The 12,250-nt window shown below is 58.5% G+C and carries 13 protein-coding genes; 7 read left to right on the top strand and 6 right to left on the bottom strand.

Annotated elements, in window-relative coordinates; genetic code table 11:
* Positions 1-108 precede the first annotated feature (108 nt).
* From rpoS to BLU07_RS09235, 3 genes are read left to right on the top strand one after another with little or no spacing between them, the layout of a single operon-like run.
* Positions 109-1,110 carry an RNA polymerase sigma factor RpoS gene (rpoS, locus tag BLU07_RS09245; RefSeq protein ID WP_092389732.1) on the top strand — a complete coding sequence of 334 codons (1,002 nt, stop codon included), beginning with the start codon at positions 109-111 and terminating at the stop codon, positions 1,108-1,110.
* 44 nt (positions 1,111-1,154) lie between these two features.
* A complete protein-coding gene (locus BLU07_RS09240; protein ID WP_092386260.1) occupies positions 1,155-1,733 on the top strand; it encodes a LemA family protein in 579 nt (192 codons plus the stop codon).
* Positions 1,730-2,659, top strand: a complete 930-nt coding sequence (locus BLU07_RS09235) for an E3 ubiquitin ligase family protein (protein WP_231701618.1) — start codon at positions 1,730-1,732, stop codon at positions 2,657-2,659. The genes BLU07_RS09240 and BLU07_RS09235 overlap by 4 nt, the downstream gene beginning before the upstream one ends.
* Positions 2,660-2,664: 5 nt before the next feature.
* On the opposite strand, the gene BLU07_RS09230 is transcribed toward BLU07_RS09235, so the two are convergent.
* The 3 genes from BLU07_RS09230 to BLU07_RS09220 form a co-directional block, all read right to left on the bottom strand.
* The gene (locus BLU07_RS09230) at positions 2,665-4,743 is read right to left on the bottom strand and encodes a putative bifunctional diguanylate cyclase/phosphodiesterase (protein ID WP_092386258.1); all 2,079 of its coding nucleotides are present in this window, start codon (positions 4,741-4,743) and stop codon (positions 2,665-2,667) included.
* Positions 4,744-4,873: 130 nt separating this feature from the next.
* Positions 4,874-5,455: a superoxide dismutase gene (locus BLU07_RS09225; RefSeq protein WP_092386256.1), complete on the bottom strand. Its 582-nt coding sequence runs from the start codon at positions 5,453-5,455 to the stop codon at positions 4,874-4,876.
* Between the two features lie 227 nt (positions 5,456-5,682).
* Complete coding sequence (locus tag BLU07_RS09220; protein WP_092386254.1) at positions 5,683-6,054, bottom strand: hypothetical protein; 372 nt, start codon at positions 6,052-6,054, stop codon at positions 5,683-5,685.
* A 235-nt stretch (positions 6,055-6,289) separates the two neighbouring features.
* Here BLU07_RS09220 and BLU07_RS09215 point away from each other — a divergent pair, with 235 nt between their 5' ends.
* Together BLU07_RS09215 and BLU07_RS09210 are read left to right on the top strand one after the other, a co-directional pair.
* Positions 6,290-7,180 carry a coiled-coil domain-containing protein gene (locus tag BLU07_RS09215; protein WP_092386252.1) on the top strand — a complete coding sequence of 297 codons (891 nt, stop codon included), beginning with the start codon at positions 6,290-6,292 and terminating at the stop codon, positions 7,178-7,180.
* Positions 7,180-7,800 (top strand): acyl carrier protein phosphodiesterase, encoded by a 621-nt coding sequence (locus BLU07_RS09210; RefSeq protein ID WP_092386251.1) that lies wholly within the window; start codon positions 7,180-7,182, stop codon positions 7,798-7,800. The genes BLU07_RS09215 and BLU07_RS09210 overlap by 1 nt, the downstream gene beginning before the upstream one ends.
* Here the strand turns inward: BLU07_RS09210 and BLU07_RS09205 are convergent.
* Both BLU07_RS09205 and BLU07_RS09200 read right to left on the bottom strand, forming a co-directional pair.
* A complete protein-coding gene (locus BLU07_RS09205) occupies positions 7,686-8,528 on the bottom strand; it encodes a lysophospholipid acyltransferase family protein (protein WP_092386249.1) in 843 nt (280 codons plus the stop codon). The two genes, BLU07_RS09210 and BLU07_RS09205, sit on opposite strands and share 115 nt — an antisense overlap.
* 1 nt (position 8,529) lies before the next feature.
* Positions 8,530-9,279 carry a GNAT family N-acetyltransferase gene (locus BLU07_RS09200; protein WP_092386247.1) on the bottom strand — a complete coding sequence of 250 codons (750 nt, stop codon included), beginning with the start codon at positions 9,277-9,279 and terminating at the stop codon, positions 8,530-8,532.
* A gap of 171 nt (positions 9,280-9,450) precedes the next feature.
* Between BLU07_RS09200 and BLU07_RS09195 the strand changes: the two genes are divergently transcribed.
* Together BLU07_RS09195 and BLU07_RS09190 are read left to right on the top strand one after the other, a co-directional pair.
* Positions 9,451-10,236, top strand: a complete 786-nt coding sequence (locus tag BLU07_RS09195; RefSeq protein WP_092386245.1) for an oxygen-binding di-iron domain-containing protein — start codon at positions 9,451-9,453, stop codon at positions 10,234-10,236.
* A gap of 64 nt (positions 10,237-10,300) precedes the next feature.
* Complete coding sequence (locus BLU07_RS09190; RefSeq protein ID WP_092386243.1) at positions 10,301-11,461, top strand: phospholipase D-like domain-containing protein; 1,161 nt, start codon at positions 10,301-10,303, stop codon at positions 11,459-11,461.
* 14 nt (positions 11,462-11,475) lie between these two features.
* On the opposite strand, the gene BLU07_RS09185 is transcribed toward BLU07_RS09190, so the two are convergent.
* Entirely contained in the window at positions 11,476-12,246 is a 771-nt protein-coding gene (locus tag BLU07_RS09185) for an enoyl-CoA hydratase (protein WP_092386241.1), read from the bottom strand.
* Positions 12,247-12,250: the final 4 nt, after the last annotated feature.

Genomic DNA, 12,250 nt, shown 5'->3' with positions numbered 1-12,250 from the left:
GTTGCAACATGGATGTGAGCATCGGTGGAAGCTGTGGGGGCTATGGCCGATTGCTGCTGGCCCGCTGGCAACAGCGGACTGCGTTGGCTTGAATATGGGGCATGCACAATGGCAACAAATAAGAATAACGAGCCGGACCTGGGTTTGGACGAGGATGTTCCGGTTGCTGATCGCGCTGCGATGGATGACGAGGAGGCAGACATGGACTCGCCCAACAAGCGCAAGTCGCCGGCAACACCACGCAATCACAAGCGTGAAAACAGTTTCGAGTTTACCAAGCAGCTGGATGCAACCCAGCTGTACCTGAATGAAATCGGTTTTTCCCCTTTGTTGACGCCGGAAGAAGAGGTGCATTTTGCCCGTCTGGCGCAGAAAGGTGATCCCGCCGGGCGCAAGCGCATGATTGAGAGCAACCTGCGCCTGGTGGTGAAGATAGCCCGGCGTTATGTCAATCGCGGGCTGACGCTGCTTGACCTGATCGAAGAAGGTAATCTGGGTCTTATTCGTGCGGTAGAAAAGTTCGACCCAGAACGTGGTTTTCGTTTTTCCACCTATGCGACCTGGTGGATACGACAGACTATCGAGCGGGCGATCATGAACCAGACGCGTACCATCCGTTTGCCGATTCATGTTGTCAAAGAGCTCAATGTGTATTTGCGCGCCGCCCGTGAGTTGACGCAAAAACTGGATCACGAACCTTCCCCGGAAGAAATTGCCGATCTGCTCGACCGTCCGGTGGCAGATGTCAAACGCATGCTGGGTCTCAATGAGCGAGTGGCTTCGGTTGATATGTCGCTCGGGCCGGATTCGGACAAGACCTTGCTCGACACGCTGACGGATGAGCAATCGACGGATCCGTTTGACCGGTTGCAGGATGATGACCTGAATAACAGCATTGATCTGTGGCTGTCCGAACTCAGCGAAAAACAACGTGAAGTTGTCGCTCGACGTTTTGGTTTGCGCGGGCATGAAAGCAGCACGCTGGAAGAGGTCGGGCGCGAAATCGGCCTGACGCGTGAGCGGGTGCGGCAGATTCAGGTTGAAGCGCTCAAACGTTTGCGCGAGATTCTCGAGCAGCACGGCCTGACCGGTGAGTCGTTGTTTCAGTAATGGCGCAGAGGCCTGGCCAGCGCTGATCATTTCAAGGAGTGAAGATGGAATTCAATCCAGTTTATATCGGTCTGGGGTTGCTGGTAGCGGTGGTGCTGATCTACGCCATTATCCTTTACAACCAACTGGTTTCCATCAAGCACGCGGTCAGCCAGGCCTGGGCCAATATCGATGTGTTGTTGCGTCAGCGCCATGAAGAACTACCGAAGCTGGTCGATACCTGCCAGCGCTACATGCAGCATGAGCAGGAAACCCTGGAAAAGGTGGTCCAGGCACGCGGTGCAGTGTCTCAGGCCCGGCAACAGGGTGACGTGAAAGGCCTGGGCCAGGCCGAAACCATGCTCAGAGCTGGCCTTGGGCAGCTCTTCGCCGTGGTCGAGAACTACCCTGACCTGAAAGCCAATGAATCCTTCCAGCATTTGCAAAGCCGTATTTCCGGACTGGAAAACGGCATTGCCGATCGGCGTGAACTGTATAATGCGGCGGTCAACATCAATAATGTGCGTATCGAGCAGTTTCCAGATGTGATCATTGCGCGTGCCTTCAACTTTGTGTCTGCGGAATTGTTGCAGTTCACTGATGAGGAAAAGGCGGATGTGAATATCCGCGCCCTGTTCTCATGATCGACGTGCACGGCCTGTTCTGGCTGCCCCCGGGGCAGTTCTGGATGCTTCTCCTGTTCGTTTGCGTTGCCACACTGGCCTGTGCTTGGCTGATGTTCAGCCGCTACCGTCGGGCTCGCTGGATCGAGGACACCCCGCGCTCGCGTATTCGCTCGGCTGCCCAGGGTCTGGTTGAGCTTGCCGGGCGACTGGAGAGTGGCGGGCATGCGCCGCTGGTTTCTCCCCTGGGCGGGGCCAATTGCCTGTGGTACCGCTTCAAGGTCGAAGAATATCGTAGCTCTGGACGTAACAGCCGCTGGCGTGTGATTGAAAGCGGTGAATCCGAGCGACCCTTTTTGCTCTGTGATGAAACCGGTCAGTGCTGGATCGATCCGCGAGGCGCGGAGGTGCATCCGGCCCGGCGCCGTCGCTGGGAAGGCCGTCAGCGCTGGCCGCTGAATCCCGGCGGTGGTAGCGGGGTGTTGAATCTGCTGGTCAGCAAGCGTTACCGCTATAGTGAAGAGCTGTTGCTGGCAGATGAAGTGCTTTACGCGCTCGGCTGGTTCAAGAGTCGTGGAGGTGGGCGTGAGGCGGTGGACGAAAGGGCCATGGCAAGACGTATCATCAGCAACTGGAAGGCTGACTACACTGATTTGCTGGCGCGCTTTGATCATAATCGAGACGGTCAGCTCGATATGCAGGAGTGGCAGCAGGTCCAGCAGGCGGCTGCCAGTGAGGCCAGCAGTCAGGCGCGTGAGCAGAATGCGGCCGAGGTGGTCCATACCTTATCCAGGCCTCCCCGGCGTGGATTGCCCTTTCTGCTTTCTGATCACCATGAAGATGCCCTCAGCGGGCGTATGCGTCGGCATGCGCAATGGAGCTGTGCCGGCTTTGTGCTGGCCGGTGCAGGGGCTGTGTGGTTGGCTCTTGCGCTGGTGACCAGCTAGCAGGATCAGTCGCGGGTCGTCTGGTGCCGGACTGTTCTGTCGGCCTGGCTCTGCTGGTCAAAGGCCTGTAGCCAGTCAATGAAGGCCTTGCTTTCAAGTGGCTTGCTGTACAGGTAGCCCTGACCTTCGCTGCAACCCTGAGCGATGATGTAGGCTTCCTGCTCAATGGTTTCAACGCCTTCAGCAATTACGTGCATGTTCAGGCTGCGGGCCAGCTGGATAATGGCGCGCACGATGGTGGCATCATCCTCGTCGACCAGTACGTCCTGCACGAAACTCTTGTCAATCTTGATCTTGTCCAGGGGCAGCCCGCGCAAATAACTGAGTGATGAATATCCGGTGCCGAAATCATCAATGGCAATGTGCACGCCGGCTTTTTTCAGGCTGTTGAGGTGCGCTGCGGCCGCACTGATATCTTCCATCAGACCGGTTTCAGTGACTTCCATTTCCAGGCTGAGTGGGGGCAGGGCATAGCGCTGCATCAGGTTGGTAACCGAGCGCGACAACTCACTGTGATGCAGCTGTACGGTGGACAGATTGATCGCCATGCGCAAATTGTCATAGCCCAGATCATGCCAGGTGCGCAATTCGGCGCAGGCCTGATCCATAACCCATTCACCAATCTGAATAATGCTGCCGTTCTGTTCGGCCAGCGGAATGAACAGGTCCGGCGGTACCAGACCGCGCTCCGGGTGTACCCAGCGGATCAGTGCTTCCGCGCCGGTGACCCGGTGTTCGTCGTAGCAGATTTGCGGTTGATAGACGAGATAGAACTCATTGCGGTCGAGGGCCCCCCGCAGATCTTTTTCCAGCTCGCGTCGCACACGCATTTCGCTATCCAGGCTGGCAATATAGAACTGGTAGCGGTTCCGTGAGCGCCCCTTGGCCAGCATCATGGTCTGCTCGGCTTTTTGCAGCAGTTTTTCCGCGTTGTCGCCATCATCCGGGAACAGCGTAATGCCGATGGTTGCGCCCAGACTGACGCGCTGTTCATCAAGATCAAATGGCTGGCCGAGGTCATCCAGAATGGTTTGCGCCAGTTCAGCTGCCTCATAGGGTTCATTGATGCCGGTCTGCACCAGAGCAAACTGGTCGCCGCCCAAGCGTGCCAGGCTGCCCAGGCGGCCGCTGTTGGCGCGCAGGCGGTCGGCGACGGAAATCAGCAAGCGGTCACCGGATTGGTAGCCGAACTGTTCGTTGACTTCCTTGAAGTCATCAATACCGCAGCAGAGGATGGCAACGCCACGTTGGCGGCGGCCAGCATCGGCCAGAATCCGATTCAACTGGTCCTGCAACATGCTGCGGTTGGGCAGACCGGTCAGGTTGTCATGTTGCGCCATGCGCAACATGCTGGCTTCGGCCTCGCGGCGTTTCATGCTGTTGCGCTGGATCGAGTCAAGCAGCTCGTTGGCCTTGCCGATCCACAGGCCCAGCTCGTTCTTTTCATGGCCGGGAATCATTGGAATGGGCGCGGACCCGGGCTTGTCCGGATTGATTTCGGCAATATGATGAATGATGCGTGCCAGGGGTTTGGTCAGCAACAGGTGATAGAGGAGGTAAAGCACGAAGGCCATGGCCATCGCGCGCAGGATGCCGGCCAGCAGGATGACCATTGAGCGGCGCAAAAAATCCTGGCCGAAGGGAGCGGTATCCAGCGTCAGGCGCAGGTCGCCGTAATACTCGTTGAATGGAGGGCGCCCATAAAGCTCGATGGCGTAGTGCTGATCAACGCCGAACAGGTGATCGGTCAGAGTGCGAAAGGGGGGATCGGACAGCGGGCGTTCGCGCTGGGATAGCGGGGTTTCATCCGGATGGCCGATGGAAGCAAAACGCACAGCCTGGTATTCGAACAGTCCCTCGACTACCTGGGTAGCCATTTCCCGATCCAGGCTGTATACCGCCTGGGTAGCTGGGTCGCGGGCCATGGCGAGAATCTGAGTGGCGCTGTCGTCAATCAGTTTGCGCTCCTGGCGCAGGTCATACAGGATCTGACCGCAGCTCAGGATGATGCCAACCAGTATCGCCCACATAAGTACGAGACGAAGCAGTTTGACGGAAAGGCTATGCCGATGCTCTAGTTTCAAGGTTTTGTTTTGTCCAGAGTCAGAGTTGGCTTTTCCTCCATCATGCCGTCAGCAGGCCGCGGGATGCAAGCGCAAAAATGCAAACACCCCGCCTGGGCGGGGTGTTTGCGGGCTGAGCAGGTCAGCAGATTCAGGCGCTGAAGTTCTTCGCCACAAAATCCCAGTTGACCAGTTCCCAGAATGCTTCGACATACTTGGGTCGGGCATTGCGGTAGTCGATGTAATAGGCGTGTTCCCACACATCGCAGGTGAGCAGCGGGGTATCACCGTTGGTCAACGGGTTGCCGGCACCAATGGTGCTGGCCAGCGCCAGGGAGCCGTCAGACTTTTTCACCAGCCAGGCCCAGCCGGAACCAAAGGTACCGATAGCGGTTTTGGTGAACTCTTCCTTGAACGTGTCGAATGAACCGAAGGTGGCGTCAATCGCTTTGGCCAGCTCGCCGGTGGGTGCACCACCGCCGTTCGGGCTCATGCAGTTCCAGTAGAAGGTGTGATTCCAGACCTGGGCAGCATTGTTGAATACGCCGCCGCTGGAGGTCTTGATGATGTCTTCAAGGCCCTTGCCTTCGAATTCGGTGCCGGGAACCATCTTGTTCAGGTTGTCCACATAGGTCTTGTGGTGCTTGCCATAGTGGTATTCCAGTGTTTCATTGGAAATCTGCGGCTCGAGGGCATTTTTCTCGTAGGGCAATGCGGGTAATTCAAAAGCCATGTTATCTCTCCATTATCAGGTTCAGTTAACGGGTTCCCCCGCTCACTGGTGCAAAACATGCTTGCCGGGTCGGCAACCGGCCACGGTCAACCGGGCCGCCCGTTACGCCTCTGGTAAAGGCAATGATGCCCGGGCGCTGCCTGTCGGTCACTGACAGGAAGCGTCAAGCATAGCATTTGGCGGGGATTCTATCCACGGAGCACTTGTGTGGGTTTACGACAGGAGAGTCAAACGTGGATGACTTGACCACGATACACGCGCACGCTGCCGCCGGGTTTGCGGCCACTGGGTTCCTGCTCTGCTTCGGTCTGGCGGTCAGGTTTGTAGGTACGCGACTCGATAGCCCCCTGGGCCAATGTGACGACCGGAGTCACAGGCTCGTGCACTTCCTCGTGTGCTTCCGGCGTCAACAGCGCATTCAGGCGCTGGCCGAGCTCACGGATATCAGCCTGATCACAATCATTGGCATGTTTGACCAGTTGCTCAGGTGCGTCTGGCTGGCTGAGACGGATGCTGACGCCCAGTGTTTGCTTTAAACGGCGGCGCAGCAAGGTCATGCAATCCAGGGTAGAGCGGTTGAATTGACTTTCTGCAATCATGATATGCCTCCCGATGGCAAGGCCTGGGGGGATGCGGGAACCACAGCCAGGCTGGCAGGTCCGATCCGGTGCAGGCAACTGACAACAGACATATGCAGAAAGCATACCAGTTCACAATGCTCTGCAAAGCCCCGATAATGGGGAAGCAACCGCTCTGCATCGGGCTTTTTTCGCTTACTGCTGGTGCGTTTCAGTGTTTTTTTGCCCCGCCAGGGGGCGTTGTTGAGGAGAGATTATGGCCGCTGATGAGACCGATGAGGCGCTACCCAGTATTCACGCCAGCCGTGATGAACGCACGCTGGATGCGTCTGGCGATGCTTCCGCCGGTATGCGTGCGGTAGTGCGCGAGCAGCGCGTGCCGGCCAATACGGGGGCTTTATGGGCGTTGACAGCAGCCTTGACGCTGGGTTTGCTTGGATTGGGGTATTGGGGGTATCAGCAACAGAGTGCCTTGCGCCTGCAGTTGATTGCTACCCAGGACAGTTTTGCGCGGATCAGCGAGGATGCGGCCGGACAGATTGAACACATTACCGGGCAGGTGTCGGCAACTGAATCCCAGCTGACAGCGGCCGAGCAAGCTCGGCACGATCAGCTGCTTGCGTTGCAGCAACAATTGGCTGAGCAGGGCCGGCAGCTGGAGGAGCTGGAAGTGGCCGAGCAGCAACAAGACCAGCAACTGGCAGCTCTGCAGGCGGCGCTGGATCAGGCATCGAGTGAAGCGGTGGTGGCCCGAGAGGAGGCCATGGCGGCGCAAACTGAGCTGGCGGCCACCTTGCGCACCCTGCAGCAGGCAAGTGATGCCGGTCTGACAGCCTTGCAGGCCGAACTGGCCGGGCTGGAGCAGCACGTGTCTGCGATGTCCGGCTGGTCGGATCAATTGGCTCGCTTGCGCAACGAGCAAACTGCCCAGGCGGCCGAAATCGAGCGCCTTGTCAATCGTGACAAGCCCGATGTGGAGGCTGCCGAAGAGGCCATTCTGGCCTTGTCAGCCCGGCTGGACCGTGAGCAGGAAGAAACGGGTGAGGCGTTGCGGGCGATCGACAGTTTCCGGGTTCAGGTCACGCGCAACCTCAATACCCTGCAAACCCAGATATCTACGCTGCAGCAGAAACTGGATGGGCGCTGATGAACTTTCTCGCTCATCTCTATCTGGGGCCGCAGGCTGCCGAGCCGGCTCTGGGCAGTGTGCTGGGTGATTTCGTCAAGGGGCCGGTCCCGACTCTGGCCCTGCCGGTCGGTGTGCGCGAAGGCATCTGGCTGCATCGGCGGATTGACGGCTATACCGATCAGCACCCTCTGGTGCTGCGCAGCAAGCAGCGCATCAGTCCGCTGCGGCGACGCTATGCGGGGATTCTGGTCGACATGTATTACGATCATCTGTTGGCCCGACACTGGTCACGCTTTCATCCCGAGCCGCTGGACGGCTATGCCGCAGGAATGTATCGACACTTGCTCGGTCAGCGCGAGCTGATGCCGGAACGGGCGCGGCGGGTGATCGAGCTCATGGCCGAGCATGACTGGCTGAGCAGTTACGCGCAGTTGGACAATCTGCACGGGGCGGTAGATAACCTGGCGCGGCGCCTGAGCAGAGAGAATGCTTTGCCGGGGGGTGTTGCCGAACTGGAAGCGGATTACGCCGGATTCGAAGCGGACTTTCTGGCTTTTATGCCTGACGTGCAGGCTTTTGTTGCCGGGGAGTTCCTGCGCCTGCCCGAGGCTGCAAGCAAGGGTACGGCCAAGGCCTGAGCAATATCCTGCCGGGCACTGTCGGCCAATTGCTGGCGGCTGCCCTGGTCGGTAGCCAGTGCGGGAAGAAACTGTACCCGTGCCTGAATCGGCGCGCTGCCAAGTAGTCGCCACAGGTGATGGTGGAAGTGATCATCGCCAATGAAAGGCGCCAGAGTGTCACGTCGACCGCGTCGATAATACCCCAGGGCTACCGGTTGCAGCGGGCTGCCATTCAACTGTGCGGCGGATAACAAGCGCCCATGCAGCGGCGCAACACGGTCACCGCTGGTGGTTGTGCCTTCGGCGAACAGAATGACTGAATGCCCCTGTTGCAGCTGCTCAAGCAGGGCTGGCTGCAACCCGGAAGCGCTGCCGCGACGAATAAACAGGGTACCGGCCGCACGGGCCAGCTGACCGATCAGCGGCCAATCCGCGACTTCGGACTTGGACACAAAGCGTTGCGGGTAAAGAGCGGCGAGTACCACGATATCCAGCCAGGAAATATGGTTGCACAGCCACAGGGCGGGTTGTCGGGTGGCTGCCCCCAGATAGCGAACATCCAGTGGCAACAGGTCGAGCAGTCCACGCATCCAGTGCTGCATGAGGCGGGCCCGCTGCGCTTCGCTGTGTTGCGGGCGCCACTGGCGCCAGGCGCCGTGCAGCAACGCCAGCAACAACCCCCAGGCTATCCAGCCAGTGATCGCCGGAATGCGCCAGCAGCGGCGCCAGGCCGCCCTCCAGTCCATCTCAGCCGGCCTTGAAGTGACGGGCGTAACGCGGGCTGAGACTTTCCCGGCGTAACAGGATAAATATATCGGCTACATTGAATGCCGGGTCCCAGCAGGGCTCACCACAAATCTGCGCGCCCAGGCGCATATAGGCTTTCAGCAAGGGTGGCAGCTGGGCGGTCACGTTGGCGGGCAATTCCATTTCCGGCAAAGGCAGGCGCGGTATTGCATTCAGCCATTCACGGCTCAGGTAGCGTTCGCGCAAACGCTGCATGACCGCATGCGCCTGCAGGCCTCCATCACGCACACCGATGCTGGCACAGCCGATAAGATAACTGTAACCCCGGCTGTTCATCATCTGGGCAATACCGGACCACAGGGTAGCGATACAGGCGCCGCTTCGATAGGCGGGGTGGACGCAGGTCCGGCCGATTTCAACAATATTTCCGCGCAGCTCGTTCAGCCCGACCAGCTGGAACTCGCTTTCGCTGTAGAAGCCGCCAGCCAGGCGGGCAGCCCGGCTGTCGAGCAGGCGGGTTGTGGCAATGATCTGGTCTGTGTGTAAATCACGAACAATCAGGTGTTCGCAGAACAGGTCGAAGTGATCCTGATCACGCTCATCGGTCTGCGTGCTCAATTCGGCCCCATAGGTATCGCGAAAGACCTGATAGCGCAGTTTTTGCGCGGCTTCCAGCAGTTGCTTGCTGTGCGCCAACTCAACGACAAAGCGACGCTCGGTTTGCTCCAGTGGATAGGCGTTATGCTGCATTGCGAACTCCCTGAGGACAATGGTTATCCATCATCCTCAGCTATTGCCATGTCAATTCTGTGAAGACGGCGTGACCAAGCCGTGACAATAGGCCGCTCGCTTGATGCAGGTCAGTATGTCCGTGCCTTGCCTGACCTATAAAGGGCGCCTTGGCCAACAAGGAGCAAGACTATGTCCAGTCCCCCGCGCATTCTTTTTGATAACGGTACCCACAAAGTGCTGTGTTTCGACCAACTGGTGACCGGTGACGGTGTGCAGTCGAATCAGTTTCTGATCATTGACCACAACCAGCATGCCTTGCTTGATCCAGGTGGCGACCTGACCTATATGCCGCTGTCGATGGCGGTGAGCCGGCACATTCCGGTTCAGGAGTTGACCTACGTGTTTGCTTCACACCAGGATCCGGACATCATTGCATCGCTGGATAAATGGTTTTTGCATACCCGCTGCAAGGTTGTCTGTTCCAAATTGTGGGCGCGTTTTTTGCCACATCTGTCAGCCAGTTTCATGACCCAGCGTTCTGGCGGAATAAGTACGACAGAGCGGATGATTGCCGTACCGGATCGGGGGCAGGATATTCCGCTCGGGGAAACCGTGATCAAGGCTTTGCCTGCGCATTTTTTGCATTCGGTGGGTAATCTGCAATTCTTTGATCCGATCAGTGGCATTCTGTTCTCTGGTGACATGGGCGCCTCAATGCTTGATGACGCCGAGCCGGTGACTGACTTTGCTAAGCATGTGTCCAGTATGGAAGGCTTTCACCGCCGTTATATGGCCGGCAACAAGGTATGCCGCCTGTGGGCCAACATGATTCGCCAGCTGAAGCCGGCAATGATTGTGCCCCAGCATGGCCGTCCGTTTGTCGGGCCTGATATGATCAATCAGTTCCTTGACTGGATCAGCCAGCTGGAGTGCGGCATGGATCTGCTCAGTCAGGAGAACTACCGGATCCCGTAATCGGTACGGCCAGCGAGGCACTTGCCCGCATAGCACTGGCTGTGCCCCTGGCAAAAGGCTTTGGATGGCTGGCCCGATATATCCCTGGCATGGCGCCAATCGCTTCAGCTTGCTGATCGATGGTGGCGCCTTTATGCCGCGAATACTGCAATGCATGGCTGGGGCCAGGCACAGCATTGATCTGGAGTTTTATCTGGTCAGCTCGGGTGCAACCAGTGCGGCGGTGATCCAGGTGCTGGTGGCGGCTGCCGGGCGGGGAGTGCAGGTGCGTTGTCTGCTCGACGGCTTTGGCAGTGCCCAATTGGATCAGGCTGAGCGCGATCAGCTGCAGGCGGCGGGGATTCAGTTGCGTTTCTACAATCCACTGCGATGGCTGGGTGGGCGCGGTAACCTGCACCGGGATCACCGCAAACTGGTGCTGGTGGATGCGCAGGAAGCCTTTGTGGGTGGTGCGGGACTGACAGACGATTTTTATCAGCCGGAGCAATTGAACACGTATTGGCATGAAATCATGCTGGACGTTCAGGGACCGGTGGTCGCTGATTGGCTGGATCTGTTCGAGCGACAGTGGCGCTTGTGTGGACGGCGCCTGCGCTGGCAGCCGCCGCGCCTGAAAAAGGTCCGGGTGCCGCCGCCACCTGTGTCCGGCGAGCCGACTGGTTATGGTCGGGTATCCTACACCGATGCCAGTGAGCATCGCGAAATCATGCAGGCCTTATTGGCAGCCATCAGCCGCACAGAACAGCGTCTGTGGTTGGCTACACCGTATTTCTTGCCCAGTTGGCAGGTGCGTCGGGCGTTGAAGCGTGCGGCGCGCCGTGGGGTGGATGTGCGATTGCTGCTGTGTGGCAGTATTACCGACAACCCCGCAGTAAGGTATGCCGGACAGCGTTTTTATCGGGGATTGCTCAAAACAGGCGTACGTATTTTTGAATATCAGCCGCGCTTTCTGCACCTGAAAATGGTGCTGGCTGATGACTGGGTCAGTATTGGCTCGTGCAATTTCGATCACTGGAACATGCACTGGAATCTGGAAGCCAACCAACAGGCGCTGGATCGGTCGCTGACCACTGCAGTGGTGGCCAGCTTCAGTCAGGATTTTGCCCAGTGCAAAGAGTGGACTTATGCCGAGTGGCGGCGCTTGCCACTCTGGCACCGGGCAAAAATCGGCCTCTGGGGCAGGCTCAATCGATTGGCGATGCTGTGGTTCAATATTCGTGGCTGAGCGTGGCCCCGGGGTTAGTGATCGGCAAACACCGGTTGGCGTTTTTCCATAAAGGCCGTTAATGCCTCGCGCGCTTCCGCACCTTGCAGCAGGCGGGCGAAATGCTCCCCTTCAATGCTCATGACCTCATCGGCCTGGCGACTGACGCCCGCCTTGATCAGTTGCTTGCTCAATTTGATCGAGCCCGGCGGCAGGCTGGCAATGCGCTGGGCACTGGCCAGTGCGGCCTGGTACACAGCGTCGCCCGCGGGAAGGGCCTGATTGGCCAGACCGATCTCGGTAGCGCGCTGGCCGCTGACTTCTTCACCGAGCAAAAGCAGTTCAGCAGCACGCAGGTGGCCGAGCAAGCGTGGCAGCAGGAAGCTGGAGCCTGCCTCCGGACACAGACCAAGGTTTACGAAGGGCATTTTCAGGCGTGCATTGTCAGCCACATAGACCAGGTCACAATGCAGCAGCAAGGTAGTGCCCACCCCGACAGCTGGGCCATTGACGGCAGCAATCAAGGGCTTTTCGGCGTGACAGATGGCTTTGAGGAAGCGGTAAACCGGGCTGTCGGGCCCGCTGGATGGTGTATTGATAAAGTCACTGACGTCGTTGCCGCTGGTAAAGCAGCTGTCGCTGCCACGAATGATCACGGCGCGAATGGCCTTGTCGTCCTGGGCGCTGGCAATGGCATCGGCCAGGCCGCTGTACATATCACGGGTCAGGGCGTTCTTCTTGTCGGGACGGTTCAGGGTCAGGGTCAGTACGCCATCCTGACGCTCGGTCAGCAGGTGTTCGGTCATGCGA

It is taken from the genome of Halopseudomonas salegens, assembly GCF_900105655.1.
GTDB classification, from domain to species: domain Bacteria; phylum Pseudomonadota; class Gammaproteobacteria; order Pseudomonadales; family Pseudomonadaceae; genus Halopseudomonas; species Halopseudomonas salegens.
The sequence above is the reverse complement of the archived record's forward strand: the minus strand, read 5'-3'. Positions and strand labels throughout refer to the sequence as shown.

Excerpts from the sequence above, each read along its gene's own strand:
- BLU07_RS09200 (WP_092386247.1), bottom strand. The coding sequence starts at position 9,279 with ATGCAGCATAACGCCTATCCACTGGAGCAAACCGAGCGTCGCTTTGTC.
- BLU07_RS09205 (WP_092386249.1), bottom strand. The coding sequence starts at position 8,528 with ATGGACTGGAGGGCGGCCTGGCGCCGCTGCTGGCGCATTCCGGCGATC.
- BLU07_RS09215 (WP_092386252.1), top strand. The coding sequence starts at position 6,290 with ATGGCCGCTGATGAGACCGATGAGGCGCTACCCAGTATTCACGCCAGC.
- BLU07_RS09220 (WP_092386254.1), bottom strand. The coding sequence starts at position 6,054 with ATGATTGCAGAAAGTCAATTCAACCGCTCTACCCTGGATTGCATGACC.
- BLU07_RS09210 (WP_092386251.1), top strand. The coding sequence starts at position 7,180 with ATGAACTTTCTCGCTCATCTCTATCTGGGGCCGCAGGCTGCCGAGCCG.
- BLU07_RS09225 (WP_092386256.1), bottom strand. The coding sequence starts at position 5,455 with ATGGCTTTTGAATTACCCGCATTGCCCTACGAGAAAAATGCCCTCGAG.
- BLU07_RS09190 (WP_092386243.1), top strand. The coding sequence starts at position 10,301 with ATGGCTGGCCCGATATATCCCTGGCATGGCGCCAATCGCTTCAGCTTG.
- rpoS (WP_092389732.1), top strand. The coding sequence starts at position 109 with ATGGCAACAAATAAGAATAACGAGCCGGACCTGGGTTTGGACGAGGAT.
- BLU07_RS09195 (WP_092386245.1), top strand. The coding sequence starts at position 9,451 with ATGTCCAGTCCCCCGCGCATTCTTTTTGATAACGGTACCCACAAAGTG.
- BLU07_RS09240 (WP_092386260.1), top strand. The coding sequence starts at position 1,155 with ATGGAATTCAATCCAGTTTATATCGGTCTGGGGTTGCTGGTAGCGGTG.
- BLU07_RS09235 (WP_231701618.1), top strand. The coding sequence starts at position 1,730 with ATGATCGACGTGCACGGCCTGTTCTGGCTGCCCCCGGGGCAGTTCTGG.
- BLU07_RS09185 (WP_092386241.1), bottom strand. The coding sequence starts at position 12,246 with ATGACCGAACACCTGCTGACCGAGCGTCAGGATGGCGTACTGACCCTG.